The organism is Nocardia sp. 2TAF39, assembly GCF_052114905.1.
Lineage (GTDB): Bacteria > Actinomycetota > Actinomycetes > Mycobacteriales > Mycobacteriaceae > Nocardia.
This window is the reverse complement of the sequence record NZ_JBFRFQ010000077.1, coordinates 1-15,844: the sequence shown is the minus strand read 5'-3', so window position 1 is coordinate 15,844 and position 15,844 is coordinate 1. Positions and strand designations below refer to the sequence as shown.

The 15,844-nt window shown below is 65.1% G+C and carries 14 protein-coding genes and 2 pseudogenes; 10 read left to right on the top strand and 6 right to left on the bottom strand.

The window, feature by feature from the left end:
• Window positions 1–326: 326 nt before the first annotated feature.
• A pseudogene (locus AB4Z47_RS29500) lies at window positions 327–599 on the bottom strand (transposase); the annotation flags it as partial.
• A gap of 130 nt (window positions 600–729) precedes the next feature.
• On the bottom strand, window positions 730–1,653 hold the full coding sequence (locus AB4Z47_RS29495; protein WP_327101421.1) for a LysR family transcriptional regulator: 924 nt from the start codon (window positions 1,651–1,653) through the stop codon (window positions 730–732).
• A gap of 195 nt (window positions 1,654–1,848) precedes the next feature.
• Here AB4Z47_RS29495 and AB4Z47_RS29490 point away from each other — a divergent pair, with 195 nt between their 5' ends.
• The 5 genes and pseudogenes from AB4Z47_RS29490 to AB4Z47_RS29470 all read left to right on the top strand — a co-directional run.
• Window positions 1,849–2,955, top strand: coding sequence for a PrpF domain-containing protein (locus AB4Z47_RS29490; RefSeq protein ID WP_441955782.1), 1,107 nt, complete (start codon window positions 1,849–1,851; stop codon window positions 2,953–2,955).
• Between the two features lie 179 nt (window positions 2,956–3,134).
• Entirely contained in the window at window positions 3,135–4,250 is a 1,116-nt protein-coding gene (locus tag AB4Z47_RS29485) for an ABC transporter ATP-binding protein (RefSeq protein WP_441955780.1), read from the top strand.
• The gene (locus AB4Z47_RS29480) at window positions 4,247–6,025 is read left to right on the top strand and encodes an ABC transporter permease (RefSeq protein WP_441955778.1); all 1,779 of its coding nucleotides are present in this window, start codon (window positions 4,247–4,249) and stop codon (window positions 6,023–6,025) included. Before AB4Z47_RS29485 ends, AB4Z47_RS29480 begins: the two co-directional genes overlap by 4 nt.
• Window positions 6,025–7,128, top strand: a complete 1,104-nt coding sequence (locus AB4Z47_RS29475) for an ABC transporter substrate-binding protein (RefSeq protein WP_441955776.1) — start codon at window positions 6,025–6,027, stop codon at window positions 7,126–7,128. Before AB4Z47_RS29480 ends, AB4Z47_RS29475 begins: the two co-directional genes overlap by 1 nt.
• Before the next feature lie 195 nt (window positions 7,129–7,323).
• Window positions 7,324–7,776 (top strand): annotated as a pseudogene (locus tag AB4Z47_RS29470) (N-6 DNA methylase); the annotation flags it as partial.
• On the opposite strand, the gene AB4Z47_RS29465 reads toward AB4Z47_RS29470, so the two are convergent.
• Window positions 7,709–8,011 carry a hypothetical protein gene (locus tag AB4Z47_RS29465; protein WP_441955774.1) on the bottom strand — a complete coding sequence of 101 codons (303 nt, stop codon included), beginning with the start codon at window positions 8,009–8,011 and terminating at the stop codon, window positions 7,709–7,711. The pseudogene AB4Z47_RS29470 and the gene AB4Z47_RS29465 overlap by 68 nt on opposite strands.
• Window positions 8,008–8,175 carry a hypothetical protein gene (locus AB4Z47_RS29460; protein ID WP_441955772.1) on the bottom strand — a complete coding sequence of 56 codons (168 nt, stop codon included), beginning with the start codon at window positions 8,173–8,175 and terminating at the stop codon, window positions 8,008–8,010. Before AB4Z47_RS29460 ends, AB4Z47_RS29465 begins: the two co-directional genes overlap by 4 nt.
• On the opposite strand from AB4Z47_RS29460, the gene AB4Z47_RS29455 reads away from it, so the two are divergent.
• Window positions 8,164–8,535 (top strand): alpha/beta fold hydrolase, encoded by a 372-nt coding sequence (locus tag AB4Z47_RS29455; protein WP_441955770.1) that lies wholly within the window; start codon window positions 8,164–8,166, stop codon window positions 8,533–8,535. The genes AB4Z47_RS29460 and AB4Z47_RS29455 overlap by 12 nt on opposite strands.
• 48 nt (window positions 8,536–8,583) lie before the next feature.
• Here AB4Z47_RS29455 and AB4Z47_RS29450 read toward each other — a convergent pair whose 3' ends face one another.
• Window positions 8,584–9,708 carry an MFS transporter gene (locus AB4Z47_RS29450; RefSeq protein ID WP_441955786.1) on the bottom strand — a complete coding sequence of 375 codons (1,125 nt, stop codon included), beginning with the start codon at window positions 9,706–9,708 and terminating at the stop codon, window positions 8,584–8,586.
• Window positions 9,709–10,663: 955 nt separating this feature from the next.
• Complete coding sequence (locus tag AB4Z47_RS29445) at window positions 10,664–11,884, bottom strand: glycosyltransferase family 4 protein (RefSeq protein WP_441955768.1); 1,221 nt, start codon at window positions 11,882–11,884, stop codon at window positions 10,664–10,666.
• 145 nt (window positions 11,885–12,029) lie between these two features.
• Here AB4Z47_RS29445 and AB4Z47_RS29440 point away from each other — a divergent pair, with 145 nt between their 5' ends.
• From AB4Z47_RS29440 to AB4Z47_RS29425, 4 genes are all read left to right on the top strand, one after another.
• Window positions 12,030–12,935, top strand: a complete 906-nt coding sequence (locus AB4Z47_RS29440; protein WP_357271968.1) for an NAD-dependent epimerase/dehydratase family protein — start codon at window positions 12,030–12,032, stop codon at window positions 12,933–12,935.
• Window positions 12,935–14,242, top strand: a complete 1,308-nt coding sequence (locus tag AB4Z47_RS29435) for a class I SAM-dependent methyltransferase (RefSeq protein ID WP_441955765.1) — start codon at window positions 12,935–12,937, stop codon at window positions 14,240–14,242. Before AB4Z47_RS29440 ends, AB4Z47_RS29435 begins: the two co-directional genes overlap by 1 nt.
• On the top strand, window positions 14,239–15,207 hold the full coding sequence (locus tag AB4Z47_RS29430; protein WP_441955784.1) for a BadF/BadG/BcrA/BcrD ATPase family protein: 969 nt from the start codon (window positions 14,239–14,241) through the stop codon (window positions 15,205–15,207). The genes AB4Z47_RS29435 and AB4Z47_RS29430 overlap by 4 nt, the downstream gene beginning before the upstream one ends.
• A gap of 62 nt (window positions 15,208–15,269) precedes the next feature.
• Window positions 15,270–15,844, top strand: a 575-nt coding sequence (locus AB4Z47_RS29425; RefSeq protein WP_441955763.1) for an HAD-IA family hydrolase, incomplete at its 3' end; no start/stop codon positions are given.

Below are 15,844 nucleotides of genomic sequence, written 5' to 3'. Positions count from 1 at the left end.
CTACGACCCAAACTGCCATCACGCCGCACAACGCCTCACAGCATGAGGACTTGACTCAAGGGACTCAAACGCTACCTCGCCCGCGAGCTCTACCAGCTCATCACCGCCGAACCCGCCCACACCACCACTTGACATCCATAGGAGCATCCAGCGCAAATCCTTTCCTACAACCCTCGAAAGGACACCACCCGGGCTCGTGGAACCGGCAGCCACCCGATGACACGGGGCGGTCGGCCAAACCCACCAGCCCGAATACCATCGAAAACCTCAACCCGAAGCCGATCAGGCCAGCACGTCAGGCACGAGAAAGATTGAGGCTAGAAGTTTCCCTTGGCGATTTCCTTCAATGCCGCCTTCTCCAACTCCGCTTCGGCCAAAAGCCGCTTGAGCGTCGTGTTTTCGCGTTCGAGGTCTTTCAACCGCTTCGCGTCGTCGGCTTTCAGTCCGCCGAACTGGTTACGCCACCGGTAATAGGTGGCCTCGGTGATCTGCAGCGTCCGGCACACATCCGCGACGTCCTTGCCCTCGCCGAGCAGCCGATCGGCCTCGGTCAACTTGCGCACGACCTGCTCAGGGGTGTGCCTCTTCCTCGTGGTCATCGTCATCGAGCCTTCCCGCCCACAACATGGGCCGCAAGACTCACACAGCCGATGGACCGACCTCACGGGGTCAGGTCACTAACGTCCATCAACCTGCGGCGAAACAGAATTTGTCCCTCGACTCTTCGTATCATCGGCTCGCGAGGGGTGCCTCCACGAACCCCTGGGCGACTTCCTCGAAGGTCCTCAGGAGTGTGTTCGCGGCCGGAGTGAGACGCTGCTCTGCCATGTGCGCAAGCAGAATTCGCCGGGACGGGGCCCCGCCGGTCAGCGGAATGACGCGGACGTCCTCGCGAAGGTTCGACAGCGCAAGTCGGGGCGCCAGCGATACGCCGAGGTCGACCGCCACCATGGCCTGGGCTTCCTGGTAGTCGTTTGCCGCAAATGCTACCGAGGGGGTGAATCCTGCTGCGTTGCAGGCCTTTTCCAAGGCTAACCCGACCGGATGGTTGTCCTCACGGGTGATCCATTGCTCATCGGCGAGTTCGTCCATCGCGATTGTCTTCCGATCGGCGAAGCGATGGTTGACCGATACGACGAGCGTCGGTGGATCGATCAGGAGTTCATGCACCGCGAGCTCCTGATCGTCGACGCGAGCCCACGCGTAGTCCCAGAGCAGCGACAGTTCGACTTCGCGCGTGTCGAGCATCGCGCGCAATTGCGCGAATCGGGAGCTGCGCACGGTCAGGGCCACGGCCGGATGGCGGGCCTTGAACAGCTTGACCACCGACGGCAGCAGACTCGATCCGGCCGTGGGAAAAGTCCCGATCCGCACGGTGCCCGAGCGGAGTCCGGCGATGTCGTCGAGCTCCCTGCGCGCGGCAAGCAGTTGAGTCTCGATGCGCTCGGCACGACGAGTCAACATGGCCCCCGCCTCGGTCAGCCGAATGCCGCGCGCGTGCCGTTCCAGCAGCGGTTGGCCGGCCTCGGTCTCGAGCTTGGCGATCTGTTGGGAGACCGCCGAGGTCGTGTAGTTCAGCTGTGCCGCGGCTGACGTGATGGAGCCGGCGCGCACCACATCGATCAGCAACAACAGGCGACGAGGGTCGAGCATGGTGCGGCTCCAGAGTTTAGTAGAAGTTAAACCTCCTCAAGGTTTTCGAAATTGTACTCCAGTGTCCGAGGCTGCACGCTTGTCTGTGTCACCGTGACCCGGCTCACGAACAGCTGGGAGTCGCGCGGTGGTTCACAGATCCTCTTCACGAGCGAAAGGCGGGCCGGACGGGTGTTCACACTCCGCGGAACCTGGATGCGCGGAGGGACTAGCAAATGCTGGCTCTTCAACGCGGTTGACGTCGACCCCTTGATCGGACGGGCCGGCGGGCTCGACGCCATCCTGACATCGGCCTTCGGCTCGGGCGATCCCCGCCAACTCGACGGTGTCGGCGGCGGCAGTTCCACTACATCGAAGGCCGCGGTCGTCCGACGCTCCAGCACGCGTGGTATCGACATCGACTACCTATTCGCACAGGTGGCGATCGGGGACCGGCGAGTGGAATGGGGCAGCAACTGCGGGAACTGCGCGACAGCGATCGGTCTGTACGCGCTGCAGGCAGGGCTCGTTGCGGTCGACACCGCGACCACGACGGTGCGCATGCGCAACCAGAACACCGGAGCGATCCTCACCGCGGAGATCGCCACCCCGAATGGAATCGTGCCCGCCGAGGGCACTGCCGCCGTCCCGGGCACGAGCGCTCTCGGCGTCCCGGTCTCGCTAACCTTCACCGATCTGGCCGCCGACCACCGATCATTTCTACCGACCGGTGCGGCGTCGGATCGGATCACGGTCGGTGACAACAACTATCGAGCCACACTGGTGATCGCCGGCGCCCCTGCCGCCCTGTTCCACGCCACCGACCTAGGACTGACCGGCACCGAGGACAACAATCTGATCGCCGAGCGCCTACCCCTGCTCATCGCGCTACGCGCCGCGTCCTCGCTGCGGATGGGGCTCAGCCGCGCCGGTGATCCCGTCTCGCACGCGATCCCGAAGGTCGGCATCGTCGGGCCGCCACACGACTACCGCACCAGCACGGGGGTATATACCACCGCGGAGGAATACGACGTTTCGGTCCGGATGGTCTCCATGCTCGCGCCGCATCCCGCGATCGGACTCACCTCAGCCGTCGCCGTGGCAGCCGCGGCGACCGTGCCCGGCAGCATAGTCGCCGACAACGCCCGCATCGGGTGGCCCGGATCCCTGCGACTGGGCACCCCGGCCGGCATCCTCGAGCTCGACGTGACCTCGACACCGGATGGTGTCCCCGAGTCCGTCACCTTGTATCGAGCCGCCCGGCGCATCGCTACCGCAGAGCTCTTCATCACGCCGACGACGCTCCTGGCCGGATCCGCATGACGCCCAGGCACCGGCGGACGGCCGAGAAATCTGATCCGAACCGCCGAATCACCAGAACTCGACGCGGTAGTCGACCACAATCGCCCCCCAGGCAGACCGCATAGCCCGAGCGGAACCAACACGAACGGGCGAACAGTCGGCCACCCCGTGGACATCGCTGTCCAGGATGAAGGAAACACATGAAAGTCACGATCGACAACCTGACTCTCGCGTACGCGGGCAACATCGTGGTACGCGACCTCTACCTCGATATCGCCGACGGCGAATCACTGGTTCTGCTCGGGCAATCCGGATGCGGTAAGACCAGCACCATGCGATGCGTCGCCGGCCTCGAAACCCCCGACGCCGGACGTATCGCCATCGGTGATCGAGTCGTCCACGACTCGACGAAAGGCCGCACCGTTCCGCCCCACAAACGCAATGTCGGGATGGTGTTCCAGTCGTACGCGGTGTGGCCGCACCGCACCGTGTTCGAGAATGTCGCGTTCTCGTTGAAGATGCAGAAGGTCGGAAAGCAGGAGATCCGCACGCGGGTGCTCGAGGCATTGGACTTGGTAGGCATGCGGGAGCTGGCCGACCGAGGTGCCAGCCTGCTCAGCGGCGGGCAGATGCAGCGGGTCGCGCTCGCGCGAAGTCTGGTGATGCGCCCGAGCGTGCTGCTGCTCGACGAGCCGCTGTCCAACCTCGACGCTCGCCTGCGCGAACGCCTCCGGATGGAGTTGCGCGAGCTGCAACTGCGACTCGGACTGACGACCGTGTACGTCACCCATGACCAGGTCGAAGCGTTCGCCCTGGCCGACCGCATCGCGCTGATGCATCAGGGGCGCATCGTGCAGATCGGTACTCCGGAGGAGATCTACACCAAGCCGACATGCGCCTCGATCGCGGACTTTCTCGGTGTCGGCAATATCTTCCGCTGCACGACCGGCACGGGACAACGCGGTGCGGTCGAGCTGACCGACTACCCGTCCATCGCGGTCCGGGTGGATGCCACCCCAACCGAGTCCGGCCCGATCATCGTCTGTCTGCGCCCGGAGGATCTGCTGGTCACCGCGGCCGACGACACCAGGCCCGACGGGCAGTCCTGGACCGGCCGCGTCGAAGTCGCCAGTTATCAGGGCGCGTCGATCCGGTACCGGGTGACACTGGATGACGGTCCCGAAGTAGAAGCCATCGCCACCGGCCACACCAGCCGGGTCCTGGGGATCGGCGAGCGCGCGGTGGTCACCGCCGTCTCGGGCGGTGCCCAAGTCCTGCGCGATGACCGCGTCGAGACGACGGCGGTGCCCGCATGAGTGCCCTCGCCACCGGGCCGACCACGGATCAGCCCCGCTCCGAAAGTATCGAGCCCGCAAGGAAATCCACAGCGTCCCGATACCGGCGGCCCCGAGTGCGGCGCTGGCTCCCGGTGCTGCTGCAATTGGCTCTGCTCGCCCTCATCGTGCTGTGCCCGATGTTCTTCATCGTCATTGGCGCGTTCACCGACAAGTCCGAACGAACCTCGCTGTTCGACTTCGGCGACTTCACCCTGGACAACTTCCGGGTGCTCGGCTCCGGTACCGCACGGTCGGCGATGCTGAACTCGGCCGCCGTCGGGATCGGCGCGTCGCTGCTGGCGCTGGCGATCGGTTGCACGCTCGCCTTCTTGGCAGCCCGCACCGATATCCCCGGCCGGAAACTCATCTACGGCATCGGAATCGCTCCACTGTTCCTGCCCGCACTCGTCGGCTCGCTGGCGTGGGTACTGTTGGGAGGGCCCGCCACCGGCTACCTCAATCTGGCTTTGAACAGCATCGGCCTGCCCAATGCGATCAATATCTACAGCTTCGGCGGGATGATCTTCGTCCTCGGCCTCTATTACGCGCCGTACCCGTTTCTCATGGTGCACTCGGCGCTGTCGCTAATGAATCCCGATCTCGAGGACGCGGCCAGTCTGCACGGGGCCAAACTCACCCAGATGCTGCGCAAGGTCACGTTCCCGCTGGTCATGCCTGCCGTCGTTGGCTCGGGCATCTTGGTCTTCGCCCTGTCCGTCGAGAACTTTCCGGTCGGTCAGGTCATCGGTGTGGCAGGCGGTATCGACACGCTGCCGACCATGATCTACCGACTGATGAACGCCTCGCCCGCCCGTTCCAATGACGCGGCCGCCGTCGCCGTCGTGCTCACGGTGCTGCTGGTCGTCGTGGTCGCGTTCCAACAGCGGGCGATGGCCGGCAAGCAGTACACGACCGTCACAGGTAAAGGTGTGCGGGCCCGCAAGGTTCCCCTGCGCGGTTGGCGCCGTCCCGCCGCTGTCTTCGCCTGGGTGTACTGCGCCCTGGCGGTGGTGCTCCCGGTGTTCGCGCTCATTCTCGCGAGCCTGCAAACCAGTCCCTATGTCGCCGACCTCGGGCAGTTGGGCCGCCCCGGCGCGTTGTCCCTGTGGGGTATGGGACAGACACTGAGGAGTTCCGATTTCCACCACGTCGTGGTCAACAGCGTCACCGTCGGTGTCGCGACCGCCGCGATCGGAACCGCGCTCTGCTTCGCCCTCGCCTACACCCGGTATCGCACCAACGCGCCCGGCCGCAAGCTACTCGAATACGTTGCCATGCTCCCGCTCGCCGTACCCGCCGTCGTGCTCGGACTTGGTTTGCTGTGGACCTGGCTGGCTATGCCGATACCGCTCTACGGAACCCTCGCCGTCCTGGTCATCGCCTTCGTCGCGGTGTTCCTCCCGCAGGGATACCGCGGCGTGTCGGCCTCGATCATCCAGCTCGACAAGGACCTCGAAGACAGCGCGGTGATGCTCGGCGCACGCAGGTATAGAGCCATCAGCTTCGTCACCGCACCACTGCTGCGGGTCGGACTCTCCTCCACCTTCCTGCTGCTGTTGATGCTGTCCATGCGGGAACTGACCGCGGCGCTGTTCTTGTTCACCTCGGACACGCGATTGCTGTCGATCGCGATCTTCGACGCCTACGACAACGGCTCCTTCCAAGCCGCAGCCGAACTCAGCCTGCTGTATTGCGTCGTCATCGCCACCCTCGCCGTGCTGTCGCGCCGCCTCGGATCCAAGGAAACCGTCTGATGAAGAAGATCGTGATCGGGCTGAGCGCCGCCTTACTAGCCGCACTGACCGCCTGTGCACCGCCCCCGGCAGGCCAACCATTGGCCCGACCGGCCCAGAGCATCCAACGAGACGACGCGCTGATCATCAACGGCGAGCAGATCGCCGACCAGAGCCTGTGGAAACAAGCCAGGGCCGAGGGCAAGCTCACCCTCTACAGCGGCTACACCCAAGCCAGCGAAGCCACACTTCTGCACCAATTCGAAGCCGATACCGGTATCAAGGTCAAACAGATCCGGCTGACCCCCAACCGCCTGTACGAGCGAATCGTCGCCGAGCACGGCGCGGGCAAACTCAAGGCCGACATCGTTCGCATCTCCGACGCCGGATTCGCGCACGGCCTCGCCGAACGGGGCGTCTTTCAGCCATACCAGCCATCGACCGCGACGAACCTACACGACGACGTGATCTTCGACGGTGGCTCGTACTACCGCACCTTCGACCCTGTTTACACCTTCGGCTACAACACCGCGCTGGTCCACGCCGACGCGGCGCCGACCAGTTGGCGATCACTACTGGACAACCGGTGGTCCAACAAGCGGGGCATCGCCCAAGCCGGCGCCGGTGGCAGCGCTCTCGCACTGACCCGGTTCCAGCGGGCGACGCTCGGTGACGACTACCTCCGTCAATATGCTTCCGGGGCAAGGGTTTTCGATTCAATCGGTGCCCAGCTCGACGCGCTGGCCCGCGGCCAGATCGACGCGGGCACTGTTGTCGTCAGCGCCGTCAATATCGCGAACAACGCGAACGCGCCGGTGAAGTTCGTCGTCCCGGAGGAGGGCGTCACGGCATACGACTACTACACCGGGGTCGCCTCCACCGCGACGAACACCGCTGCCGCCAAGCTGTTCCTCAACTGGAACCTCGCCAAACGCGGCCAGCAAGTCTTCGCCGACATGGGTGAGTATTCGGTCCGCACCGACATCGCCGCGCCCAATGTGCGCGGCGTGCAACTGCCAGATTTCACCGACCCCAGGGTGCACCGGATCACGCCCGCCGAGTCGATCAGCAACGCCGCCACCGACCAACGGGCCTGGAACGCAATCTTCGGCTACAACCAATAGATGCGACCATGACCGCCCACCGCGTCACGATCTGACGCGGTGGGCGGTTCCGATGCCGGAAGCTCCGGTTGATCCCGCTTCGTGCGCTGCCCTCCAGACCGCAGTCCAGGTGGCTGAGCTGGCCTGCTGGTGGCGAGCTAAACGCTAACTTCGCCTGGCTGCAGGCCGCGCTGTAAGCAAGAGCGGAGCAGGGGGCGGGCATCGGTGCTGATGTCGGTATCGGAGACCTCATCGGATGAACATGAACAGTCAGGCCGCAAGGAGTTGGTGGACCGGGGCGCGGTGCGCGCGGTCATTCGCTTGTCGAGGGACCTGTACCCGGTGTCGTCGGTGGATACGACGGTGTGGGTGCTGGAACATCGGCGCCGCCGAGGACCCCAACCGCGCATTGTGATGGTCGATGCGACCTCGCTGAAACTCAAATCACGTGAGCGTGAGCGGCCGGTCCTCGCGGGTGCAGAACAGATCTCCGCACTGGTGCGGGATCCCTTCGATCTGGTTCCGGGGGAATCTCGCAGCGTCGTAGTCGAGCACGCGATCGGGCTGGCCAGGACTCGACCGGAATGTGGGCGCCGATCAGCTACAGCAGCACTGGCAGCAGCTCGCGGTCGTCGTGTGGATTCAGGCCTGATCGCCGTGCCGCGGTGAGAATCTCGCGGACTCGGGCGTCGCCGAACGAGGGAATCTCGTTCTCCGGCGGCAGGCCCGTCCATCGCAGCCGATGCCAGTGGTGGGTTTGCGGGTCCTGGAAGAACACTGTTCGTGCATCTCGGGGGTCGCGTCGAATGACCCAGCGGCGTTTGTGCTTTCCGCCGCGTGGAGACGGTTCGTTGCGGTAAGGGTCGAGGGCGTCGCCGTCGTAGTAGAGGCTGCGGATCTTCACGCCGCGTTAGGGTAAATGACGACGTGGTGGGCGGGCAGCAGTTGGTAGTAGAGCTGCGGAGACGGGATCTGCATCGCGAACCCGCCCTGAGCCATCGCCGCAGCGAACAATGTGTTCGGGCTGTGATCACCGACCGGATCCCACGACGGAGCATGCTCACCCAATCGACGGTTCTGCCAAACCTCACGATCCAGGCCGCGTTCAGGTGCTCCATCTCCCCGACAGTCAGCACGGCGTCGGTTTCGGGGTCCGCACCGCGGTCGGCGACATCGGCACTCGAGGGCCTGTCGACACTGAAGACCCCGGCGCGCCTGCTCCTGGGCGAATACGACCGGGCGATCCCGAAACGATACTACGTCCGCCGTTTCCTGCGGGAGCTACCCGCCACGGCGGATCGGATCCTGATGCACGGTGTCGGCCACGTCCCGATGCTGGAGGCACCGGACCGTATCGCCACGCTCATCGCCGAACACGTCTCCGCCAGCCGCGCCATCTCCGCGCGGTGTGAAAGCATGCAGAATTGAACGGAAGTGCGGAGCGATCCGCACCGGACCGGGTGCGAGGTGGAGCCGTCATGCCCCGCCGGGCTGCCCGATCGGCCGGTGGAGTCCGGTCCCCAAGGCGCCGCGCGCGAGCCACACGGTAACCGTGAACAGCGCCACTCCCCCGACTGCGAGTCCGGCACCGACCGCCGCGGGTGCCGTGTAGCCGTACCCGGCAGCGATAACCAGCCCGCCCAACCAGGCGCCCGAAGCATTGGCCATATTCAGTGCGGCGTGATTGAGCGCGGCGGCCAGGGTTTGCGCATCATGGGCCACATCCATCAGCCGGGTCTGCAATCCGGGCGCAAGCGCGGCGCTCGATGCTCCGACCAGGAAGGCGCCGATGCCGGCGGTGTACGGATTACGTGCGGCGACAACGAATCCGGCGAGGATGACAACCATCGAGAGCAATGACACGAACACCGCGCGGTCCACCCCGCGATCGGCCAGCACACCGCCGAGTATATTGCCGGTGACCATGCCCGCCCCGAACAGCATCAGCACGATCGGCACCAGATCCTGCCCCATACCGGCCACATCGGTGAGCGTCGTGGTGATGTAGGTGAAAACGGCGAACATGCCGCCGAAACCGATGGCGCCCACCGCTAAGGTGAGCAGCACCTGGGGGCGCCGGAGCGCACCGAGTTCGGTGCGCGGATCGGTCACCCTAATTCCGTTCAGCTCGGGAACGAATCGCGCGATGGCGACGACGGTGGCTGCTCCGATGACCGCGACCACGGCGTATCCGTCACGCCAACTGAGGTGCTGACCGAGCCATGTGGCGGCCGGCACGCCGATCACGTTGGCGGCGCACAATCCCAGAATGACGACTGCTACCGCTTTGGCACGCTGTCCTACCGGAGCCAAGGTGGCGGCGGCCAGCGATGCCACCCCGAAATAGGCGCCGTGCGGCAATCCGGAGACGAACCGGGCGAGAACGAGCGTTTCGAACGAGGGCGCCACCACCGTGGCGGCATTGCCCACAGTGAATCCGATCATCAATGCGATCAGCAGCCGCTTGCGGGGCATCCTCGCGGACAGCGCCGCGATCAGGGGAGCACCGACCACCACTCCGAGGGCATAGGCCGAAACGGCGTGCCCGGCAGTGGGTTCGGACACCGTCATGGCATGTGCGACATCCGGCAGCAAACCCATAGCGATAAATTCGGTGGTACCGATGCCGAACCCACCGAGTGTCAACGCCAATATGGCCGGGATATGCCAATCCTTGCGCGGAAGTGTCGATAAATCGTCGGTCGGTTCAGCAGCCGTGGATTGTGATTCCGGAGCGCGGGCGGGTACGGAGTTGCTCATGGTCAAGCGATACACACCGGACACCCCACCTCTCAGCAGTGGGAAGATGACCTTGCTCACTGTCCCGGTCCAGGTTTCACCGAGATGACGTCACCAAGACATGCAGGTGGCAAAACTGCCTTCGACGGGAAAAATTCGGCATCCCCTGATATCATCTGCCGCCCGCGAATCGTCCCCGCGAGACGTTGTCGGACCTTCCGAAACCCGAAATCGCCGCGGCCGGCCACACGGCCGCACCGGCGCCCCGCGACGGCGCGTGCGATCTGGTCGAGACCGGCAGCGTCGGTTGGCGTCCCGCAGTCGGTTCCGATACACCGGTCGCCTTCGCTATATCAGGCAACAACCCTGTGGCGACAAATTCGGTGGTGTCAATTCCGAATCCGCCGAGTGCCAGCGCGGATATACCGGCACTGTCGCGCCGAAATGGTTCCCCGCACCTTCGCCACGATCGAGGCCAGAGCCTTCTTCGACGGATAGGTGTAGACATTCATCTTGGCGGTTCCCTTCTTCCGGCGCCGCTGGATGCGGAACCCGAGGAAGTCGAATCCCTCGTCCAGGTGGCATACCCGGGACTTTCGACCGTCAGGCGTAGCCCCAGCGGGGCGATTACCTGCGCGACTTCGTCCCATAGCGCTTCCGCGTGGGCTTGGGTCCCGGCCACCATGATCACGTTTACAAAAGTGGACGTAGGGGTTCGAGTCCCCTTAGCTCCACTGATGTGGTCATTGCGCGAACCACTCCTTTGGAGGCCGTTTCCAGCGCCGAGCTGCCCCGCCGGGTGTGGTCTGGTCGCGCATCAGGCCTGACCGGGCGAGCTGTCAACCTTCGCCGAAAGCCGCGACCACAGTCGCAGCATCTGAACCGAGGACTCTTCCCACGTCGGCGCGGCCCACTGACCCGCCCTCAGTTCGGCGCGCCTGCGACTTCTTTCCTGCGGGTCCGCGCACAGCCGGATCACGTGACCGGCGAACGTGTCCGCGTCATCGGCGAAGCAGACGGCCGACCGCAGCGGTTCGGGTATGCCTTGGATTCCGCCGACGGTCGTGGACACCAGCAAGCAGGATCGCCGGATCGCCTCGATCATCTTGACCTTCACACCGCCGCCGATCCGCAGCGGGCACAGCACGATGTCGGACCGATCCAGCTCTGCCGGGAGATTGTCAACGTAGCCGAGCAGCTCCGCGCCCGCGCATTCCTCGCTCAGCCGGGCCAGCTCCGGGGTGAGATTCTTTCCGGCGAGTACCAGCCGGGCTTGCGGGACCCGCTCGCGGATTCGCGGAAAGACCTCGGCTATCAGCCAGGCGAATGCGTCTCGGTTAGGTGGGTAGTCGTAGTCAGCAACGAAGAACAGCCGTGGCGAGGTCAGCTGACCCTCGTCGGGCGGCCGCGATGGGGCCTGCGGCAGGTGATCCCAGCCGTTCGGGATCAGATGCGGATGCACCGCCGGATCCCGGTGGTGCATCTCCTCAGCGTCTTCGGGACTGAGCGCGACGACCGCTCCCGCTCCTCGCCACGCCGACAGCTCGCGCCGACGCAGTGCGCTGATTTCGGCGGCCGACACGAGGTGGCCCGTCTGCGCCCGCTGCGCCAGGAGCTGCGACTCGATGTTGTAGTCGACCACGACGGCGCGGGACCGCAGCTCCGGCGGGACCAGGGGCAACAAGAAGTGTCGTTCCAGATGAACGACGTCGTAGCCGCCGGTTTCGGTGGCCAGGCGCCGCATGAGCTCGGTGGCCGATCGCGACGCGCGCTCCGGAGCGGGTCCGGGAGCCGACTCGTCGGCGAAGATATGGGTGCTCAGGCCAGGGAGTTCGGGCACCGCGGCGGTGTCGCGGGCGATGTCCGCGTCCGGGGCGACCACGACAAGATCGACTTTTGCTTCGTCGAGGGCGCGACGCAGCAGCATTCCGCAGCGGATTCGTAGGCCGCCCACCGTCGGCCACGGCATTTCCGGCGATACGAACAGCACGCGGGATCGGGCGCCTTGGTAGGCACCGTTCGTGCGGCTCGTGTCCATGCAGACCCTCCAGCGTGATCGAAATCAAAGATGGTGGTGCGGCGGTTTCTTCGGTATCTTAGTCCCACTGTGGCGAGGTTACGATCCATAACAAGCGGTCGTTGAATCCTTGCCACACAACCGAACGAGACGAAAGCGGTACGCCATGCGTATTCTTGTCACTGGCGGTGCCGGTTATGTTGGTTCCGTATTGGTGCCCCTTCTTCTCGCGGAGGGACATCAAGTCAGAGTAATTGACTACATGAGGACCGGTGGCAGGGGACTCCTTTCCTGTTGTGCGCATCCCCGTTTCGAGTTGGTCCACCGGGACATGTTGGACGATGAGGCGCTGGCGTCCGCGCTGGAGGGCGTCGATGCCGTAGTCCACCTCGCGGCGATCGTGGGTCACCCGGCCTGTCAACGTGAGCCGGCGTATGCCTGGGCGATGAACGTGGACGCCACCCGCCGCCTGGTCGAACTTCGGGAGCGTGATCAGCGAGTTCTGTTCGCCTCCACTGGAAGTGTCTACGGAAAGGTCCGTGACGCCATCTGTACGGAGCAGACCGAACTCAACCCGCTCACTCTGTACGGGCGATCGAAGGCGGCCGCCGAGCAACTGGTGCTGGAGGGCGGGAACAGCGTTGTCTACCGCTACGCGACGGCGTTCGGGGTGAGCCCGTCCATGCGCGTCGACTTACTCGTCAACGATTTCGTGCACCAAGCCGTCCACCGCGGCAACCTGGTTGTCTATCAGGGCGATTCCCGGCGGACGCTGATTCATGTCCGGGACATGGCGAGGTCGATCGCCTTCGCGCTGCGGAACTGGGATTCCGTCGTCGACGACGTCTACAACGTGGGCGATGAGACGTTAAACCTATCGAAGGCTGACATCGTGGACAGAATCCGTGAACGCATCAACTGCTATCTACACTTCGCCGAATTTGCCGCCGATCCCGATCAGCGTGACTACGAGGTGTCATACGAGAAGATTCGCGCGAAGGGCTTCACAACGGAAATCGACCTCGAGACCGGGCTTGCCGAATTGACGACCGCGGTCAGGCTGGTGGCGTGATGACTGACGAACGGGACACTTGCCGGATCTGTGGCTCGCCCGCCCTGCACGAGGTGCTCGACCTGGGGAAGCTTGCGGTGTCGGATTTCGCAGACGGCGCCGAACCTCTTTTCGCGCCACTGGTTCTGGCACTCTGCGACCCGAACGAAGGCGGCTGCGCGTTCCTCCAACTCAAACACCAGGCCGTCGACTCGTCGCTGTTGTATACGCAGTACTGGTACCGGTCGGGCACCAACGAGTCCATGCGAATGGCGCTGGCCGACATCACCGCCGCAGCGCAGGCAGCGGTGCCACTCGTGGCCGGGGACATCGTCGTCGACATTGGTGCGAACGACGGCACCTTGCTGCGGAGCTACCAGCGTGATGATCTGAAACTGGTGGGTTTCGAGCCCGCCGAGAACCTTCAACCCGAGGCTGCCGCCGGCACCGACCTGATCGTGCCGGAATTCTTCAACGCGGACGCGTTCAGCCGCGCTCTCGGTTCGGCGGCGCGGGCGCGGGTGATCACGTCGATCGCGATGTTCTACGACCTCGAGCGGCCCCATGATTTCGTTGCCGACATCGCCCGCATCCTGGCCCCGGACGGGCTTTGGGTCGTACAGATGGCTTATCTGCCCACGATGCTGTCCGGCAACAACTTTGACAACATCTGCCACGAGCACGTCGGCTACTACTCGCTCGACGTGATGGACCGGCTGGTCCGGGCGCACGGGCTGGAAATCAAGGACGTCGAGCTGAACGACGTCAACGGCGGAAGTTTCCGCCTCTACATCCAGCATGGGGCGCACACCGATGAACGGTGGCAGTCGGGCGGCGGCAGTGACCGGGTCGAGGAACTGGCCTGCACGGAGCGTGCGCTGGCATTGACCGAGGCCGATACCTACCGGAAGTTCGCGAGCCGGATAGCCGAAATCCGGCAGGAGGTGCGAGACTTCGTGGAGAGCGAACTCTCCGACGGTAAGGTCATGCACATCTACGGCGCGTCGACCAAGGGCAACACGATCCTCCAGTACTTCGGGCTGGATCATCGTCATTTCCCGCTTGCGGCGGAGCGCAACCAGGACAAGTGGGGCCTGCGGACCGTGGGTACCGAGATCCCTATGGTGTCCGAGGAAGAGTCCCGGCAAGCGAAGCCGGACTACTTTTTCGTGCTGCCCTGGCATTTCCGGGACGCCTTTCTGACGCGGGAGCGAGACTTTCTCGACTCCGGTGGCGGCATGATCTTTCCGCTGCCGGAGCCATCGCTTGTCCGGGTGGTCGACGGCGAACTGCGAGAAACCGCACTGGGTAAGGAGAACGGCCGCTGACTGCCTTCTACGGTATTGACGCGGGAGGGACGCGGACGCGGATTTCCGTTCAGGCGCCCGGCAGGCCCGACATCCGGCGGGAGATCGGTTCGATCAATCGCGCGACGGTCGGCGAGACGGCCGCGCGGGATCGGCTGCGCGAAACGTTCGACATCGTCACCGACGCCACCACCGGACAAGTTTCGGTCGGCTGGCTCGCCACGGCGGGCATCGTCGCGGAGACGGCGGCCCGGGAACTCTCCGTGATACGCGGACTGCTCCCCGAAGGATCTCGGCTGCTGGTGGCCTCCAACGACGCCGTACCCATGCTCTTCGCGCCGCCGTTGACCGACCGAGGGGCCGTCGTAATCGCCGGTACCGGAAGCGGGTTTCTGGGTGGCGACGGGGAAACGGTCGTGCAGTTGGGCGGTCACGAGTACCTCGGCGCGGACCAGGGCAGCGCCTTCGACATCGGCATGCAGGGCCTCCGGGCGGCGTTATCGGCCCGCGACGGCATCGGTCGCTCCTCGGCCCTGTCCGAGGCACTGTCTCAGTGCGCGAGCCGGGACATCGCCGCCGAGGCCAGGCGACTCGCGGCGCTCCCGTTTCCCAAACAAGAGGTAGCGCGTCTCGCACCGACGGTGATCCAGTGCTGGCTCGACGGCGACGATGTCGCAGGAACCGTTATCGCCACCGCGGTTGAGGCGCTGGCCGCGGGGGCGGCGCGGATACGCGAGTTGCTGCGCCTGTCCGCAGCGGACGGCACTGTGCTCGCGGGAGGTCTCGTCACCGGCTCCGCGGACTTCGCCGCCGCTGTCCGCGTCGCCATCGAGCGAGCGAGCGGTCCGCATCAGGTCACCGTCTGCGCCGATCCCGCCGCGACGGTTCTGTCGTGCGCCCGCAGGCTCGCCGAAGCCGGCGACCGGCCGTCGATCAGCCGAGCCTATGTGGACAGGCACGTTTGGCTGATGGGCACACCGTGCTAGAGCTCGAAGTTCTGACCCCGCCACGCCGTCATTCCCTTACCTGCGAAGCACTTCTCTTCGACATGGACGGCACGCTGATCGACTCGCAGGCGTGCATCGAGCAGGTGTGGCGGGATTGGGGTGCGCGGCACGGGCTGGACATCGGCGAACTGCTGCGGGTGTCGCATGGACGCCGGAACGACGAAACCGTCCGGCTCATGGCCCCGCATCTGGACATCGCCGATGAGCTCGCTTATTTGACCACGGCCGGCGAGAACTGCCGGGACGGTATCACGGCGGTCCAGGGTGCGCGCCGGCTGCTGAATCGGCTCGACCCGGAACGCTGGGCCGTGGTGACCTCCGCTTGGCGCCGACTGGCCGAGATCCGGCTCGGCTGCGCCGGCCTGGAGGTACCTGGAGTCCTGGTCACCGCCGACGATATCGAGCGGGGCAAACCGCATCCGGACGGATACCTCCGTGCCGCAGCCAGGTTGGGCGTCGAGCCAGCCGGGTGCGTGGTGGTGGAGGACGCCCCGGCCGGGATCGCGGCGGCGCGAGCGGCCGGCATGCGCGTCATCGGCGTCACCACGACGGTCGGGCGCGAGCGACTGGAATGTGAGTGGTGCGTCGATGATCTCACGGCCTTGACCGTGGAGGC

Coding starts and splice junctions, on each gene's coding strand:
- AB4Z47_RS29480 (WP_441955778.1), top strand. CDS start 4,247: ATGAGTGCCCTCGCCACCGGGCCGACCACGGATCAGCCCCGCTCCGAA.
- AB4Z47_RS29445 (WP_441955768.1), bottom strand. CDS start 11,884: ATGGACACGAGCCGCACGAACGGTGCCTACCAAGGCGCCCGATCCCGC.
- AB4Z47_RS29450 (WP_441955786.1), bottom strand. CDS start 9,708: ATGGGTTTGCTGCCGGATGTCGCACATGCCATGACGGTGTCCGAACCC.
- AB4Z47_RS29495 (WP_327101421.1), bottom strand. CDS start 1,653: ATGCTCGACCCTCGTCGCCTGTTGTTGCTGATCGATGTGGTGCGCGCC.
- AB4Z47_RS29490 (WP_441955782.1), top strand. CDS start 1,849: ATGCGCGGAGGGACTAGCAAATGCTGGCTCTTCAACGCGGTTGACGTC.
- AB4Z47_RS29440 (WP_357271968.1), top strand. CDS start 12,030: ATGCGTATTCTTGTCACTGGCGGTGCCGGTTATGTTGGTTCCGTATTG.
- AB4Z47_RS29435 (WP_441955765.1), top strand. CDS start 12,935: ATGACTGACGAACGGGACACTTGCCGGATCTGTGGCTCGCCCGCCCTG.
- AB4Z47_RS29455 (WP_441955770.1), top strand. CDS start 8,164: ATGCTCACCCAATCGACGGTTCTGCCAAACCTCACGATCCAGGCCGCG.
- AB4Z47_RS29475 (WP_441955776.1), top strand. CDS start 6,025: ATGAAGAAGATCGTGATCGGGCTGAGCGCCGCCTTACTAGCCGCACTG.
- AB4Z47_RS29485 (WP_441955780.1), top strand. CDS start 3,135: ATGAAAGTCACGATCGACAACCTGACTCTCGCGTACGCGGGCAACATC.